Source organism: Iodobacter sp., assembly GCF_025352645.1.
Lineage (GTDB): Bacteria > Pseudomonadota > Gammaproteobacteria > Burkholderiales > Chitinibacteraceae > Iodobacter.
Map to the genome: position 1 here is coordinate 1 of NZ_JANXSO010000057.1, position 14,004 is coordinate 14,004.

The 14,004-nt window shown below is 50.4% G+C and carries 17 protein-coding genes, 3 tRNA genes and 1 pseudogene; 12 read left to right on the forward strand and 9 right to left on the reverse strand.

Annotated features, from left to right (window positions below):
- The first annotated feature begins 131 nt into the window (after positions 1-131).
- The gene (locus tag Q0R17_RS07440) at positions 132-263 is read left to right on the forward strand and encodes a type I restriction enzyme endonuclease domain-containing protein (protein ID WP_293933526.1); all 132 of its coding nucleotides are present in this window, start codon (positions 132-134) and stop codon (positions 261-263) included.
- Between the two features lie 75 nt (positions 264-338).
- Here the strand turns inward: Q0R17_RS07440 and Q0R17_RS20050 are convergent.
- From Q0R17_RS20050 to Q0R17_RS07455, 3 genes and pseudogenes are all read right to left on the reverse strand, one after another.
- A pseudogene (locus tag Q0R17_RS20050) lies at positions 339-520 on the reverse strand (hypothetical protein).
- 58 nt (positions 521-578) lie between these two features.
- The gene (locus Q0R17_RS07450; RefSeq protein WP_293933529.1) at positions 579-1,091 is read right to left on the reverse strand and encodes a hypothetical protein; all 513 of its coding nucleotides are present in this window, start codon (positions 1,089-1,091) and stop codon (positions 579-581) included.
- Positions 1,088-2,194, reverse strand: a complete 1,107-nt coding sequence (locus tag Q0R17_RS07455; protein ID WP_293933531.1) for an exo-alpha-sialidase — start codon at positions 2,192-2,194, stop codon at positions 1,088-1,090. The genes Q0R17_RS07450 and Q0R17_RS07455 overlap by 4 nt, the downstream gene beginning before the upstream one ends.
- 126 nt (positions 2,195-2,320) lie before the next feature.
- On the opposite strand from Q0R17_RS07455, the gene Q0R17_RS07460 reads away from it, so the two are divergent.
- Positions 2,321-3,127: a zinc-dependent peptidase gene (locus tag Q0R17_RS07460; RefSeq protein ID WP_293933533.1), complete on the forward strand. Its 807-nt coding sequence runs from the start codon at positions 2,321-2,323 to the stop codon at positions 3,125-3,127.
- The gene (locus Q0R17_RS07465; protein ID WP_293933536.1) at positions 3,124-3,909 is read left to right on the forward strand and encodes a class I SAM-dependent methyltransferase; all 786 of its coding nucleotides are present in this window, start codon (positions 3,124-3,126) and stop codon (positions 3,907-3,909) included. Before Q0R17_RS07460 ends, Q0R17_RS07465 begins: the two co-directional genes overlap by 4 nt.
- 80 nt (positions 3,910-3,989) lie before the next feature.
- Here the strand turns inward: Q0R17_RS07465 and Q0R17_RS07470 are convergent.
- The 3 genes from Q0R17_RS07470 to Q0R17_RS07480 form a co-directional block, all read right to left on the reverse strand.
- A tRNA-Asn gene (locus Q0R17_RS07470) sits at positions 3,990-4,065 on the reverse strand.
- A 76-nt stretch (positions 4,066-4,141) separates the two neighbouring features.
- A tRNA-Asn gene (locus Q0R17_RS07475) sits at positions 4,142-4,217 on the reverse strand.
- Between the two features lie 44 nt (positions 4,218-4,261).
- Positions 4,262-4,337: transfer RNA gene (locus tag Q0R17_RS07480), tRNA-Asn, on the reverse strand.
- 75 nt (positions 4,338-4,412) lie between these two features.
- On the opposite strand from Q0R17_RS07480, the gene Q0R17_RS07485 reads away from it, so the two are divergent.
- The 4 genes from Q0R17_RS07485 (at position 4,413) to Q0R17_RS07500 (ending at position 8,564) form a co-directional block, all read left to right on the forward strand.
- On the forward strand, positions 4,413-5,639 hold the full coding sequence (locus Q0R17_RS07485) for an AsmA family protein (RefSeq protein ID WP_293933537.1): 1,227 nt from the start codon (positions 4,413-4,415) through the stop codon (positions 5,637-5,639).
- Positions 5,640-5,817: 178 nt separating this feature from the next.
- Positions 5,818-6,801: a folate-binding protein YgfZ gene (locus Q0R17_RS07490; RefSeq protein ID WP_293933539.1), complete on the forward strand. Its 984-nt coding sequence runs from the start codon at positions 5,818-5,820 to the stop codon at positions 6,799-6,801.
- Positions 6,802-6,952: 151 nt separating this feature from the next.
- Positions 6,953-7,738, forward strand: coding sequence for an enoyl-ACP reductase (locus Q0R17_RS07495; RefSeq protein ID WP_293933541.1), 786 nt, complete (start codon positions 6,953-6,955; stop codon positions 7,736-7,738).
- Between the two features lie 61 nt (positions 7,739-7,799).
- Positions 7,800-8,564 carry a class II glutamine amidotransferase gene (locus Q0R17_RS07500; RefSeq protein WP_293933543.1) on the forward strand — a complete coding sequence of 255 codons (765 nt, stop codon included), beginning with the start codon at positions 7,800-7,802 and terminating at the stop codon, positions 8,562-8,564.
- Positions 8,565-8,610: 46 nt separating this feature from the next.
- Here the strand turns inward: Q0R17_RS07500 and lysA are convergent, their stop codons facing one another.
- Positions 8,611-9,921, reverse strand: a complete 1,311-nt coding sequence (gene lysA / locus Q0R17_RS07505) for a diaminopimelate decarboxylase (protein ID WP_293933545.1) — start codon at positions 9,919-9,921, stop codon at positions 8,611-8,613.
- Positions 9,922-9,974: 53 nt separating this feature from the next.
- Here lysA and Q0R17_RS07510 point away from each other — a divergent pair, with 53 nt between their 5' ends.
- Complete coding sequence (locus Q0R17_RS07510; protein WP_293933547.1) at positions 9,975-10,415, forward strand: Lrp/AsnC family transcriptional regulator; 441 nt, start codon at positions 9,975-9,977, stop codon at positions 10,413-10,415.
- A 75-nt stretch (positions 10,416-10,490) separates the two neighbouring features.
- Here Q0R17_RS07510 and Q0R17_RS20055 read toward each other — a convergent pair whose 3' ends face one another.
- Entirely contained in the window at positions 10,491-10,616 is a 126-nt protein-coding gene (locus tag Q0R17_RS20055; protein ID WP_374759858.1) for a lipoprotein, read from the reverse strand.
- 62 nt (positions 10,617-10,678) lie between these two features.
- Here Q0R17_RS20055 and cyaY point away from each other — a divergent pair, with 62 nt between their 5' ends.
- From cyaY to Q0R17_RS07525, 3 genes are read left to right on the forward strand one after another with little or no spacing between them, the layout of a single operon-like run.
- Positions 10,679-10,990, forward strand: a complete 312-nt coding sequence (gene cyaY / locus Q0R17_RS07515; protein ID WP_293933549.1) for an iron donor protein CyaY — start codon at positions 10,679-10,681, stop codon at positions 10,988-10,990.
- Positions 10,990-11,397, forward strand: a complete 408-nt coding sequence (locus Q0R17_RS07520; protein WP_293933551.1) for a YqaA family protein — start codon at positions 10,990-10,992, stop codon at positions 11,395-11,397. Before cyaY ends, Q0R17_RS07520 begins: the two co-directional genes overlap by 1 nt.
- A 1-nt stretch (position 11,398) precedes the next feature.
- Positions 11,399-12,829 (forward strand): M48 family metalloprotease, encoded by a 1,431-nt coding sequence (locus Q0R17_RS07525; RefSeq protein ID WP_293933553.1) that lies wholly within the window; start codon positions 11,399-11,401, stop codon positions 12,827-12,829.
- Here the strand turns inward: Q0R17_RS07525 and Q0R17_RS07530 are convergent, their stop codons facing one another.
- A complete protein-coding gene (locus tag Q0R17_RS07530; RefSeq protein WP_293933556.1) occupies positions 12,830-13,264 on the reverse strand; it encodes a DUF1841 family protein in 435 nt (144 codons plus the stop codon). It lies immediately after the preceding gene.
- Positions 13,265-13,287: 23 nt separating this feature from the next.
- On the opposite strand from Q0R17_RS07530, the gene Q0R17_RS07535 reads away from it, so the two are divergent.
- Entirely contained in the window at positions 13,288-13,767 is a 480-nt protein-coding gene (locus Q0R17_RS07535) for a glutathione peroxidase (RefSeq protein WP_293933558.1), read from the forward strand.
- The last annotated feature ends 237 nt before the right edge of the window (positions 13,768-14,004 follow it).

Sequence of the window (14,004 nt, forward strand, 5' to 3'; positions counted from 1 at the left end):
CAGCGCACTGGCCTGCCAAGTTTGCACCGCTTCCAAGCTAAGATCAGATCGATGAATACCCATACTACAGCTCCAAAGATAAAAAGCGCAGCATGCCAGAGTTAATCGAAAAATTGCTGTGGTACGGCTGAGTGCTTACTGCCAAATTACGCATTATGGTGAAACGTATCCTGCGTAAATACGGCTATCCACCTGATTTTCAGGAAGATGCGATTCAAACGGTGTTGCAACAGGCAGAAGCATTGAGTGCGGAATGGGCGTAAGCAGGACGTAGCCTAACCAATCCACTTAGCTAGATGCTGTCACCCACGGTGTGGGTGGCATTTGTTTAAAACAAACTATGCTTGGCCAGATTTCCCCGCAGCCTTCTCCCGCGCCGCATGTAGTTTTCTGTAGCTGTTGATCAGGCGGTAGTGCTTATTTAAGCCTTCTAGTTTCATGCTAGTTTCGTTAAGCCAAAAAAGGGTGCGCTGTCGTTGGCTGAGCCTAATGCTGCGTCCATGCGTGGGTTGCCAAACATGCGGCTGAAGTTGACTTCTTAGGGTAGTCACTCGTTTTTTTAGCAGCTCACTCTTTAATTAGTGCCTTTTCGTCCACAGCCACCGCAGCAAACTCACGCCTCCAACTAGCATCGCCACAGGGTCTAGCATGGCATCCCATAGGTTGCGGCTTTCTAAAATGCCTAATGGGTAGAGCGCAAGGGCGGCAAGCCAAGCGTAGGCGAGGGCGCGATGGCCTTGTTGCCAAGCTAGGCCTAGCGAGATGGCGCACCAGATTAATATTACTTGGGGTGCATAGCCTAGGGCGTAAATATCGTAGGCGATAAAGCCGAGTGCAGAGGCGTAGAGCGCTAGGCCGCTTAGTAGTAGCCAAATAGCCAGCAGCGGGCGCAGTTTTTGTTTCAGCAGCAGGCCTGCGGCAAGGCCTAGCATGGCAAGGCTGGGGGCGCTGAATAAGCCAAGCAGCCAAGGCGAGCCAAGCAGAACGATCAGGCCGCTGCTGATCAGTAGGCGGTTTTTCTTCCAGCCAGCGGCGATTAAGGCAGCACCACTTAGCGCCCAGAGTAGTAATCCACTGAGTGCGGCGATCATGGTTGTGCTCCATCTAGCCAAGCGCGGTTAAAGCGCACATGGCGGATTTCAGAGCGCTCCCATGTGTAGACTAAATCCATGATTTCGTCGTTAACCAGCAGGGTAGGGTAGGAGAATTCCATGCCTGGGGTGTTTTCGATCACTTTGATTTTTTTCCAATTTTTGCCGTCTTGCGAAACACTGAGTGCCAGCTCGCTGCGCCCGTCACTGCGCGGGTTGTGCGCCATGATGAGCCGGCCATCTGGCATGCGTTCTACTGCAATCGCAGAGTCAGGATTTTTGGTATTGAGCTGTTGAATCGGGCTCCAATGCGCACCGCCATCATGGCTTTGTTGCAGCATTAATTGGCGGCTTGGGCCGCTGTTTCTTAATAGAGCAAAGGCATCGGTTGGGCTGCGAGCGATCACGGCGGGTTGCAGGTTTTCGCCCTCGGCGTTCATGCGAATTTTGCGTAGCAATTGCCCCTGTTTATCAAACTGCAGTAGCTCGCCAAATTTGCGCGCTAGCTCGTGATACACCGGCAGCAAAAAACCGCCGTCTTCAAGCTGCACGGCGTGGGTGCGCACCAGTGTGGATAAATTAAAGAAAGGGCTGGTCACGATTTTGCTGGCAGGGCCCCAGTTTTGGCCGTTGTCGATCGATATCATGCGGTTGAGCGTACTGGTGGCCCAGCCGCCCATGGATACCGATACATAAAATAGCTGCAAACGCCCTTGGCTATCGAGCACAGGCACAGGATTGCCCACTTTTTTAATATAGCGCCATTGGTCTTTTGAGCTTTGCGCTGGCGTGGCCACAATCCAAGGCTTAATCCATTTGCCGTTTTGATAGCGTGAAGCCCAAATGCTGACGTCGGTAGCGCCTTCACGTGAGCCGCCAAACCAAAATGCGATGCGCTCACCGTTACTTAGCGCAATGATGCTGGCGCTATGCGCAGCAGGCACAGGCGCACGCAGGCGTTGCACTTCCATTTGCGGCGTGCTGGCGGATATTTTAGGTTGCTTGGCTAAGGCAAAGCGCATTTCGCTTGGCGTTTTTTTGGCGTTGATGGCAAGTAAGCAGGCTGCGGCAAGGCCAAACAGCAAAGTCCCTTTAAGCGTCATTATGCTTTGATCAATCGTGTTGGGGCTGCAAGTTTACCTGAAACTTGGCTAAAACCATTCGGCAAAATCCTTGATTTGTGCTGAAGCATGCCCATCTCTTGGTATATCTTCCGCTGGAATTCGCCCATGTTTGATTTTTTGCGCCAGCGCCGCAGGCGGCAGTATTTATCCAGCCAGCCGATTAAAGACTCTTTATGGCAAAACATGCTGGCACTGCCATTATTGCGCGGCTTAAGCTCGGCCGAGCTTGCGCAGCTCAGGGATCATGCCGTGTGGTTTTTACATACTAAAACCATTACACCCGTGCATGGGCTGGAGATAAACGATGAGCTGCGTTTGCTGATCGCGGTGCAAGCCGCCTTGCCGGTGATGAATCTAGGCTTTGATGCCTATGATGATTGGCAAGAAGTGGTGCTTTATCCTGGGCGCTTTATCAGCCGAGATCTATATACAGATTCGATTGGCCTTGTGCATCAGGAAATGCGGGTGTTATCGGGGCAAGCGCGGCATAAAGGCTCGGTATTGCTATCGATGCAAGACGTGATTGAAGCGCCCTATCATCCAAGCAGTAATGTGGTGATTCATGAAATGGCGCATAAGCTGGATATGCGCTCCGGTAGCGCCAATGGCTGCCCGCCTCTGCATCAGGGGATGAACTATGCGCGTTGGAAAAAAGTGTTTTCTCAAGCTTATTTGCAGCTCAGTAGGCGGGCGCAAATGGGGGAAGAAAGCACAATTGATCTCTATGCGGCAGAAAATCCGGCAGAATGTCTGGCTGTGTGTAGTGAAGTGTTCTTTACTGCGCCCCATTTATTGCTTGAGAGTTATCCCGACGTGTATCAACAACTCAATTTATTTTATCGCCAAGACCCAGCGATGCGTAAGCCGCAGCACCCATACCGCCCCGTAACGATGTTTGGGGGCTGGGTATGATTGGTTTACTCACCCTGAATGCCCCAGCTGCCGTTTGTGAAGAGCTCAGCGCCTTGGGCCTGCCGCTTTGGGATGCGCTAGCGGCAGGCACATTACATTATCTTTGTTGGCAGAACGAACGCCTTGAGCTGGTTACCCTTGGTGAAAAAGGCACGGTGGCGGTTGATTTTGTGGGTGGTGCTGCGCTGCATCGGCGGCAGTTTGGCGGTGGCCGTGGTCAGCCCGTCGCCAAGGCGGTGGGGATTAAGGGCGAGTATATGCCCAGAGTGCTCGATGCGACGGCAGGATTGGGGCGGGACGCCTTTGTGTTGGCGTCTTTAGGCTGTGCCGTTACCTTGGTTGAGCGCTCGCCTGTGGCGGTGGCTCTGCTGGCTGATGGCTTACGCCGTGCTAAGGCCGATGCCGCCACCGCGCCCATCATTGCCAGAATGCGTTTGATCTTTGGGGATGGGCATCAGCAATTGGCTAAGCTCTTGGCTGGGGAGCTGCCTACTTATCTATTTAATCCGCCAGCCCAAGCGCCAGAGTTTGATGTCGTGTTTTTAGACCCGATGTTCCCTGACCCAACTAAGCGGGCTAAATCTAAAAAAGAAATGGCGGCGTTTCAAACCGTGATTGGGGATGATCTTGATGCGAATGATTTGTTGCAGCCAGCAAGGGCCTTGGCCAAAAAACGCGTGATTGTAAAGCGGCCACGGATTGCGCCTTGCATGGCAGGGGTAAAACCTGATTTTGTGTTTGGCGGCGAAAGCACGCGTTTTGATGGCTATTTGCCAAAGTAACACGAGGGCGGTGTGGTTTGCCGCTGTTGCTAAGGTAATGAGCAAAAAAAAACCACAGCCTAGGCTGTGGTTTTTTAATTTGGCTCCCCGACCTGGACTCGAACCAGGGACCTGCGGATTAACAGTCCGTCGCTCTACCAACTGAGCTATCAGGGAATAAAACTGGGTATTGGTTTACTGATTAACTAAATGTTTTTCAGTAATAAGTGCTGTCTTACAACACTTTGAATCTTGGCTCCCCGACCTGGACTCGAACCAGGGACCTGCGGATTAACAGTCCGTCGCTCTACCAACTGAGCTATCAGGGAATAAACTTCTCTACCTCATCGGAGCTTACTATCGTAAAATAGTTTGGCTCCCCGACCTGGACTCGAACCAGGGACCTGCGGATTAACAGTCCGTCGCTCTACCAACTGAGCTATCAGGGAATCGATGAAGGCCCGTATAGTAGAATCCGAAGTCCTTTCTGTCAACACAATGTGTAATATATTCGAGATGGTAATATGAAAAAAATAAGAATGATGTTGATTTGTTTGCTTTTTTTGTTTGTTTTAATTGTTTCTCTGCCTTTGCTTATTCCATTAAATAGCTATAAACCGCAGCTAGAAAAACGCCTTTCTGCACTACTACAGGCGCAAGTTCAGCTAGAAAACATCGAATTTGCTTATCAACCACTGCCATTTTTTAGCCTAAAGGGTATAAAAATGGATGGCGGGGCAGGCTCTATTGAGCAAATTCGTGTGCCTTTGAGTGTTTTTAATTTATTTCATTACGGAAAAAGTTTGAAAAATGTTGAAGTTGATGGGGTGCGTTTGTCTCCATCCTTTGCTTTTTCCTTACCAAAACGATTTGCGACCTTAGAGCAAGGCCGCATTACGCTGGGCGATGTGTTGCTCACAAAATCAAGCGTGGTGTGGGATCAAAATGAATTAGGCCCGATTGATGGGCTGATGAAGTTTGCTGACAATGGGGCGTTTGCTGATTTGCGATTAGCCGATAAGCAGGGGCATCTTGAAATGCATATCAAGCCAAGTGGGGAAAATATCCGGCTGACGGTGCAAGCCTCAGGTTGGGAAATCCCTTTGGGCTATCCCGTGGTATTTGAAAAGCTTTATATGAGTGGCGAAGGATCATCTGCTGGCCTGTTGATTGATGATATCCGTGGTGAATCTTATGGCGGTGTTTTAAGCGGTAAGGCCATGTTGACGTGGGCGGATGATTGGGTGCTGGCGGGGCAGGTTAGTGTAAAGGGGGTACATACCGAACCTTTTAGCAAAGTATTCAGTACAACGACTTTTGTTTCTGGGCGTATGGATGGAGAAGGGCTGTTTAATTATCGCGCTAAAGATTATTTAAAACTGTTTGCGCATCCTATGGTGGATTTTGATTTTTTATTGCGTGATGGTGCACTGCATAATCTTGATTTAATTACGCAATTAAGGTCAGGCAGCCCAGCGTCTGGGCGTGGTGGGCAAACACGTTTTGATACGCTTAAAGGTAAAATTATCTTTAAAGACAGTGCCTTACAGATAAAAAACTTAGCGCTGGACGCGGGTAAATTTAGTGCACAGGGCGCGGTCAGTATTGCTAAGGCAGGACGTTTAGAAGGCGGTGTTTCGGCACGTTTACAAAGTGGCGTTTTGGCGATTTCTAACCATATTCGCATCGGGGGTGATCTAAGCCGCCCAGCACTCAGCTCTGGAGATGCAGCAAGACCCACAACAGAGTAGGCATGCGCATCAACTTAAATCGTTGCCATAACAAAGCTTTGCAACAAGATGCACCCGCTCTAGGTGACTGACTTCTTATGCGGTTGGCTTAACTCCGCCCTTGCCCCGCCTGATGCATGCCGTGCCGCCACCAATATTCTATATAATGGCGGTTTTTCTAGCATACGCGGGGCATATCATGGCTTGGACTGATCTTTTGGCGCATACACCACTCGATGCAGCTAGCGCCGATTTAGAGCAAGGCGCTGTGATGAGCCCGCTGGATGCCTTTGGTGTGATTGCATTTAGCGGCGAAGAAACACAGCCCTTTTTGCAAGGTCAGCTTTCTAGCGATGTGCGTGCCTTAGGGGATAACGCGGCTCAGTACTCTAGTTATTCCACGCCTAAGGGCCGGATGCTGGCGAGCTTTTTAGTGTTTCGCCGTGGGGATGATTACTGCCTGCAAGTGGCCGCAGAGTTGCAAGCCGCCATCCAAAAGCGTTTAAGCATGTTTGTGATGCGCTCCAAAACCAAGGCCAGAGATGCCAGTGCCGAGCTGCTCTTGCTTGGCGTAGCCGGCCCTTTGGCGGCGGAAAAACTAGCTAGTGTGGTGGGCGCTTTGCCTGAGGCTGACTTTAGCAGCGTACTCAGCGAGCAATGCACGGTGATTGCTTTACCAGGGCAGCGCTATCAATTGGCTATTGCCCACGATGCCGCCCTGGCGCTTTGGCAGCAGTTGCTGGCGGCGGGGATTTTGCCAGCGGATGAATCACTATGGCGTTTAAGCGATATTCGCGCAGGCGCGCCTTGGATTACCACGGCAACGCAGGAAGCTTTTGTGGCGCAGATGGCCAATATGGAGCTCATCGGTGGTGTGAGTTTTACCAAAGGCTGCTATCCAGGCCAAGAAATTGTGGCGCGTACCCAATATTTGGGCAAATTAAAGCGCCGTATGTATCGTGCTAGCCTTGCAACAGAGCATGCTGAAGCTGGGCAAGAGGTGTTTAGTAGTGAAATGAACGGCCAAGCAAGTGGTAAGCTGATGTTGGCGGCTAAGGTGGGTCAAGGCCGGTGGGAAGTGCTGGTGGTGGCACAAATTGCTAGCTTAGAGCATGGTTTACACCTTGCTGCGGTGGATGGCCCCGTGCTTGAAATCCTTGATTTACCCTATGCACTAGCGTGAAATAGCGTTTTTTTGCGCAGGTTTGCAGTGCTTAGTCTTACTTTTATCGCCAGTGATGCAAGTAATTGATTTGCTTCATTGGCGTACATTGACGCGGTTTCGTCTATAATCCGCCCTCTGTGTCTTAATTACATATATTAAAGGTGTTTGTATGGGCTTTCTCGCCGGCAAAAAAATCTTGATTACCGGTCTATTGTCAGACCGCTCTATTGCCTACGGCATTGCTCAGGCAGCTAAACGTGAAGGTGCTACGCTGGCCTTCACTTATGTAAGTGAAAACTTGCGTCAGCGTGTAGTTGATCTGGCAAAAGACTTTGATACCGATTTGGTGCTGCCCTGTGATGTAGCCAGCGATGAGCAGATTACTGATTTATTCGTAGAGCTTGCTAAGCATTGGGACGCGATTGATGGCTTGGTTCACTCGATTGGTTTTGCTCCACGCGAAGCCTTGAAGGGCGATTATCTGGATGCGGTAACACGTGAATCCTTTCATATTGCGCATGATATTAGCTCTTACAGTTTTGCTGCTTTAGCTAAGGCCGCGCGTCCAATGCTCAGCGATGGTGCTTCACTGGTGACCATGACTTATCTGGGCTCTGAACGCGCTATCCCAAGCTACAATGTAATGGGCTTGGCAAAAGCATCATTAGAAGCCAATGTACGTTATATGGCTGCAGCATTAGGCCCAGATCGCGCGATTCGTGTGAATGCCGTTTCTGCGGGCCCGATCAAAACACTGGCCGCTGCCGGTATTGCTAACTTCAATACCCTGCTTAAAAAAGCAGCTGAAGGTACGCCAATGAAGCGCAACGTGACTCAGGAAGAAGTTGGTAATGTAACCGCCTTCTTGTTGTCTTCGTTGTCGTCAGGCATGACGGGTGAGGTGGTAATGGTTGATTGTGGCTTTAGCCATGGTGCGGGCTCAAGCGGTGAATAAGCGGTACTAATCATCGAAAAACGCCCATAAGTGGGCGTTTTTTTTTGTAAAAGGAATACGTATGTGCCAATTACTCGGTATGAATTGCAATGTGCCTACCGATATTGTGTTTTCTTTTGAAGGGTTTCGCCAGCGTGGTGGTTTAACCGATCAACATTCGGATGGCTGGGGGATCGCTTTTTTTGAAGGCGATGGCTGCCGCATGTTTTTGGATTATCTGCCATCGGTAAGCTCGCCGATTGCTGAGTTTGTGCGCGCTTATCCCATTAAATCGACCAATGTGATTGCGCATATTCGTAAGGCCACGCAGGGGCAAGTTAGCCTTGCCAATACGCATCCTTTTCGGCGTGAGCTATGGGGGCGTTATTGGATATTTGCGCATAATGGCAATTTGCCAGAGCGGCCAAGCTTAACAAGTAGTCGTTTTCTACCTGTAGGCAGTACCGATAGCGAGCATGCATTTTGCTGGATTTTATCTGAGCTAGCCCAACGCTTTGTGAATTGCCCACCCTTGGCGGTATTAAAACAAGCATTGGCTGAGTTGGCGCAGGTCTTGATGGCTATCGGCACTTTTAATTTCTTACTTTCTGATGGCAGCGCCCTGTTTGCCCACTGCAGTACCGATTTGCACTACATCGTGAGGCAAGCGCCTTTCACCCTTGCACATTTGAATGATACCGATGTCAGCATCGATTTTTCTGAAGTTACCAGCAAAAACGATAGGGTTGCGGTGATTGCTACCCAGCCACTCACTGATAATGAAACATGGATCAAAATGGCGCCAGGTGAATTGCTGTGCTTTGTAGATGGAATGCCAAACGCTTAAAACAAGCTAAGGGCAAAGCGCCTGCCCTTAGCTTGACGTAGTTTGTTTATAGTTCTAGTGCAATTAATTCTTGTACCGTCTGACGGCGGCGGATTTGGGTGATGGTTTCGCCATCGACCAATACTTCAGGGATTAATGGGCGGGAATTGTAATTAGATGACATGCTGGCACCATAGGCTCCGGTATCGTGAAACACAAACAGATCGCCAATTTCGCAGCAGGGTAAGTTCTGGCTAGTCACTTCACCACCTTCAATCTGGGTAAATACATCGCCCGATTCACATAGCGGCCCAGCCACAACGGTAGGGCGGATGGCTGGGCTGCGGGGAGTGCCATCCGGCGCATAAGTGCTGATACGGTGATAGCTACCATACATGGCGGGGCGGGCCAGATCATTAAAACCCGCGTCGACCAGTGCAAAGAAGTTATTCCCCACTTGTTTTTGTGCACGTAGCTCAGAAATTAAGCAGCCCGATTGCGCCATTAGAAAACGGCCAGGCTCGATCTCCATACTGATTTTATGCCCTAAAAAGGCTTCAATTTCCTGGCGTGCGCTATTCCAGATTTGGAAATAATGATCGGTGTCGACTATATCCTCGCCATCTTGATAAGGGATAGACAAGCCGCCGCCAATAGAAATGGCCGATAAATCGTGAGCGCAGCTTTTAACCTGGGCAATCATCGCGTCACACACGCTTTGCAGATGGTCGTAATCCACGCCGGAGCCAATATGCATATGTAGGCCAATCAGCTTCAGGCCGTACTGATCGATAATGGCTAAGCTTTGCGCGAGGTGTTCAAACCAGATGCCATGCTTGCTTTGCTCGCCACCGGTATTGGTTTTTCGGCTGTGGCCGTGGCCAAAGCCTGGGTTAATCCGTAGCCATACTGGATGCCCTAGATGAGCTTCACCCAGTTGCTCCAGCATCTGTGGTGAGCCGCAGTTCACTGGGATATTGAGCTCAACCACGCGTTGCAGCGCGGTTTTATCCAGCAAATCTGCAGTAAAAACAATCGGTGCGTGCTGGGCTGTATCATCTGGCACGTAGCCCGCCACCAGTGCACGCTCTACTTCACCAACTGAAACCGAATCCACTAGCACGCCTTCTTCACGCATCAGTCTTAATAAATGCACATTGCTGGAGGCTTTTTGCGCAAAGCGAATCACATCAAATTGGCGCAGACGGGCGATTTGTGCACGGATGACTTTGGCATCATAGGCCCAGCAGGGGGTGGAAAATTGTTCGGCAATCTGGGCAATCTGGCTGTTAGCAATCATGGCGTGACTCTGGCGGGTGTGTGGGTGAGATTGCTTATAATTTAGCAAGTGATTGCCTTGGTATGAAGGGCCAATCATCGGTATATTGCCGAGTAGCCGTTGGATTACCTTGAAATAAGTGATAAATACCTATGAATCCTAAAATCGACTCTTTTGACCAGAAAATCCTGCAACTTTTACAGCAAGATGCAAGGATGTCGCACGCAGAAATTGGCCGGCAGGTGCATCTAAGCCAGCCTGCAGTATCGGAGCGAATTAAAAGATTGGAGAGTAATAATGTGATTCGTGGCTATCGGGCCGATATTAACCCACGGGCGTTGGGCTATCAGATTACGGCGATGATTCGGCTTTCTACCCAGCAGGGCAGGCCTTACGAGCAGTTTGCGGCAGATTGCCCAGAAATTATTGATTGCTATACCGTAACGGGCGAAGACGGCGCAGTGATGCGGGTGCTGGCCACCGATGTAGAACACTTGCAGCGCATTATCAATGCGCTGAACGCTTTTGGCTCCACCTCCACCGCCATTGTATTAACTACCCATGTGCTGGGAAAAACCATCTCTATTCTGTAGGGGGGGGCACCTGTGCCCACGCGATTACCATTCGAACACGTGGGCACAAAAGCGTGCCCACCCTACATATTGGAGCTATTTGGATGCTGCTGGCGCACTGGCCGTCGCGCTGGCAGGTTTTTCTGGAAGATAAAGCCCACCTTTAAATCCGCAAGCTGTAAGAGTGGCAATGGTCAATAGTAATAACAGCGCACGTATCATTTTGGCTTCTGGTCAGTATTTAATGGCAGAATCGCAATTCTAACATGTAGGGAATAGATTGAATGACCGAGTCCGAGTTTCTATACCTCAGCGATAGTGTATTCGCAAAAATTGAAGCCGCGCTGGATAACAGCGAGCTGGATGTCGATACCTTGCTGTCTGGCAATGTATTAGAAATTGAGTTTGCAGACCGCAGCAAAATCATTGTCAATCGCCATAGCGCAAATCAAGAATTGTGGATTGCGGCGCGCTCCGGCGGCTATCACTATCGCTTGGCGGATGGCGTTTGGCAAAGCACCCGTGAGGCTGGCGAGTTCTTTGCTGATCTAAGCAAGGCAATCAGCGCCCATGCTCAGGAAGATTTCCGTTTTTGATGATTGAGCCAGCGTGGCTGTCGGGCTTATTTGCTTCAGCTTTTTTATCTGCCACCTTGCTGCCGGGCAATTCTGAAGCCGCCTTGCTGGCCTACCTGCATTTTAATGCCCAAGCGGTACTGCCCGCACTCTTGGTAGTCACTGCAGGCAACACCTTGGGTGGCCTGCTTACGGTGTGGATGGGGCGTCGATTACCGAAGGCTCCTCAGGGCCGAGCTGTGGCTTGGGCTCAGCGGATTGGCCCAGTGAGTTTATTGCTGACATGGTTGCCTATCGTTGGGGATGTGCTCTGCGCTGTGGCAGGTTGGCTACGCTGGCCTTGGCGGCAGGTGGCGTTGTGGATATTGCTGGGTAAAGCGGCACGCTATCTATTGCTCGTCTTTGCCGTGAATTTAGTAGGAGCTTGATTTGTCACGACGATTAATCGGTTTAATGCTGGCCATCAGTTTAATAGCTGCCCCTGTGCAAGCTGATCTACCTAATTTGGGTGAATCTTCGCAAGAGGGCTTGAGCCCGCTGCAAGAGCGGCAAATTGGTGAGTCGGCCATGCGCGAGCTACGGCGCAGCGGCGCGATGAGCGAAGACCCTGAGCTGGTGGCTTATCTCAGGCAATTGGGGGGGCGTTTGCAAGATGCCAGCGGTGAAACAGAAATCTCGTTTGTATTCTTCCCAATGCTGGACCGCTCAATTAATGCATTTGCTATTCCGGGCGGCTTGGTGGGGGTGCATACTGGCTTGATGGTGCTGGCGCAGCACGAATCTGAACTCGCTTCGGTGCTTTCGCACGAAATTGCCCATGTTACCCAGCATCACTTTGCCCGATTATTAGAAGGGCAAAAAATGGCACCGTGGGTGACTCTGGCGGCGCTTGGCTTGGCTATTGTGGCGGCCAGCCAAGGCAGCGGCGATGTGGCAATGGCCAGTTTAATGGGCAGCCAAGCTTATATGATCCAGCGCCAGCTGGATTACACCTATCAATTTGAGCAAGAAGCAGATCGAATTGGCATGCAAACTTTGCAAAAAGCCGGTTTTGATCAAGCGGCCATGCCGATGTTTTTTGACCGCATGCAAAAAAGTACGCGCTTAGGCGAGGGCAATGCGCCAGAGTTTTTGCGCACTCACCCCGTTACCTATAAGCGGATTAGTGATGCGCAATCTAGGCTTAAAGATAAGCCTTATCAGCAGGTAAAAGACTCTTTAGATTTTTTGTTTGTGCGGGAAAAAGCGCGTTTTTTGCAGATGGATGAGCAGGACGCGCTCAATTACTATCGCAAAACACTCAGTGAAAAAAAATACGCACATCTGCCTGCGCATTTATATGGCCTTGCCCAAGCACAGCTAGCCGTCTTTGATGCCGATGGGGCGTGGGCAACGCTGCAAAAGGCCAAGCAAGCACTGGGCAAAACACATGCATCACTAGAATATTTGGCAGGCAGTATCCGGCTTTCGCAAAAGCGCCCAGTAGAAGCGCTACAAATATTTAAGGAGGCGAGCAAGCGCTTCCCCGCCAGCCGAGCGCTGGTTTACGGCGAAATCGACGCGCTGATTGCCAATAATCAGCAGGCCGATGCACTGGCCAGCACGCAATACGCCATCGAGCTTTACCCTTCAGACGCTTATCTCTATCAACGCATCGCTAAAATCCAAGGCGCGCGGGGCGATGCGGTACGCCAGCATCAGGCCCAAGCCGAGTACTACGCCCGCCTTGGCGAATACACCGCCGCCATCGAGCAATTACAGCAGGCGCAAAACACCGGTAATACGGATTTCTACCTGCTCTCCGCCGTGGAAGCGCGTTTGAAAGAGCTGAAGCAATTGCAAATGCCTTTAAGTAAGTAGCTATTTCAACTGCCCCACCTTAAACCGCAATATCTCTAGATAAACTTCTGGATCGGGCGGGGTGTTGTTTCTTTGGGCTTGCCACATCATTTCCCCTAAGCCATCCATCATGGCGTGTAGGGCGGTGTGATCGGTAGAGAGCCGCTCGCACAGCTGCTGGTATAAGGCTTTAACGCCAGCGGGTTGGTCGATTGAGATTTGCTCTTCAATTGCCAGATGCATGCTGATATGCAAAAACGGATTAGTTTCGCCATATTCAGGTGGCCAGTCTTTATCTAAGTATTCTTCGGATAGAATGGGTTGATATTCGGGGTGGTGCAGCAAGATCCCTGCGATGATTTTTTCAATATCAGCCAGTGGCGCGTGCGCTTGATGCTTTTGCCATGCCTGAATAAAAAATCGGCGGGCTTCGTCCCTTGATGGGTTAAATAACATATGTTCTCTACAAAGGATCAATAATGAGCAATATCTATGATTTTAGCGTGCAAGGGATAGGCGGGGAAACGGTTGATTTAGCGCAGTACGCTGGCTCGGTGATTTTAGTGGTGAATGTAGCCAGCCACTGCGGCTTTACCCCGCAGTATGAAGGCTTGCAGGCGCTCTATGCACAGTATAAAGACCGTGGCTTGGTGGTGCTGGGTTTTCCATGCAATCAGTTTGGTGCGCAGGAGCCAGGTAACGAGGCAGAGATTCTAGATTTTTGCACCACCAACTACAGCATTGATTTCCCCATGCTTGCCAAGGTGGATGTGAATGGTGAAAATGCCGCGCCGCTCTATAACTGGCTGAAGGATGAAAAGCCGGGCCTATTGGGTATCGAGGCCATAAAGTGGAATTTCAGTAAATTTTTACTAGATAAGCAAGGTAAAGTAGTCGATCGCTTTGCTCCCATGACAAAACCATCTGAGTTGGCGGCTGAGATTGAAAAGCTGCTGTAAGCCTGCAATCTATTCGTAATGATCTTGGCTTCGCATTGATAGATAAGGGCTTTTGCGGTATAATGTGGCTCAATTTTGTGCGAAGCGGGATAGCGGAAGCTATCCCGTTTTGCCATCCTCAGAAATATCCGAACTCAATCTTGTGGGCGCAACGCCCAGGAGCCGCCTGTGTCAAAACCAGCCCTTCTTGCGCTTGCCGACGGCACCCTCTTTCATGGTATTTCCATCGGAACCGAT

What these genes read in the sequence shown, in the direction of transcription:
- Q0R17_RS07495 (WP_293933541.1), top strand. Translation starts at nt 6,953, where the DNA reads ATGGGCTTTCTCGCCGGCAAAAAAATCTTGATTACCGGTCTATTGTCA.
- cyaY (WP_293933549.1), top strand. Translation starts at nt 10,679, where the DNA reads ATGACCGAGTCCGAGTTTCTATACCTCAGCGATAGTGTATTCGCAAAA.
- Q0R17_RS07520 (WP_293933551.1), top strand. Translation starts at nt 10,990, where the DNA reads ATGATTGAGCCAGCGTGGCTGTCGGGCTTATTTGCTTCAGCTTTTTTA.
- Q0R17_RS07460 (WP_293933533.1), top strand. Translation starts at nt 2,321, where the DNA reads ATGTTTGATTTTTTGCGCCAGCGCCGCAGGCGGCAGTATTTATCCAGC.
- lysA (WP_293933545.1), bottom strand. Translation starts at nt 9,921, where the DNA reads ATGATTGGCCCTTCATACCAAGGCAATCACTTGCTAAATTATAAGCAA.
- Q0R17_RS07485 (WP_293933537.1), top strand. Translation starts at nt 4,413, where the DNA reads ATGAAAAAAATAAGAATGATGTTGATTTGTTTGCTTTTTTTGTTTGTT.
- Q0R17_RS07450 (WP_293933529.1), bottom strand. Translation starts at nt 1,091, where the DNA reads ATGATCGCCGCACTCAGTGGATTACTACTCTGGGCGCTAAGTGGTGCT.
- Q0R17_RS20055 (WP_374759858.1), bottom strand. Translation starts at nt 10,616, where the DNA reads ATGATACGTGCGCTGTTATTACTATTGACCATTGCCACTCTTACAGCT.
- Q0R17_RS07500 (WP_293933543.1), top strand. Translation starts at nt 7,800, where the DNA reads ATGTGCCAATTACTCGGTATGAATTGCAATGTGCCTACCGATATTGTG.
- Q0R17_RS07455 (WP_293933531.1), bottom strand. Translation starts at nt 2,194, where the DNA reads ATGACGCTTAAAGGGACTTTGCTGTTTGGCCTTGCCGCAGCCTGCTTA.
- Q0R17_RS07490 (WP_293933539.1), top strand. Translation starts at nt 5,818, where the DNA reads ATGGCTTGGACTGATCTTTTGGCGCATACACCACTCGATGCAGCTAGC.
- Q0R17_RS07530 (WP_293933556.1), bottom strand. Translation starts at nt 13,264, where the DNA reads ATGTTATTTAACCCATCAAGGGACGAAGCCCGCCGATTTTTTATTCAG.
- Q0R17_RS07510 (WP_293933547.1), top strand. Translation starts at nt 9,975, where the DNA reads ATGAATCCTAAAATCGACTCTTTTGACCAGAAAATCCTGCAACTTTTA.
- Q0R17_RS07535 (WP_293933558.1), top strand. Translation starts at nt 13,288, where the DNA reads ATGAGCAATATCTATGATTTTAGCGTGCAAGGGATAGGCGGGGAAACG.
- Q0R17_RS07465 (WP_293933536.1), top strand. Translation starts at nt 3,124, where the DNA reads ATGATTGGTTTACTCACCCTGAATGCCCCAGCTGCCGTTTGTGAAGAG.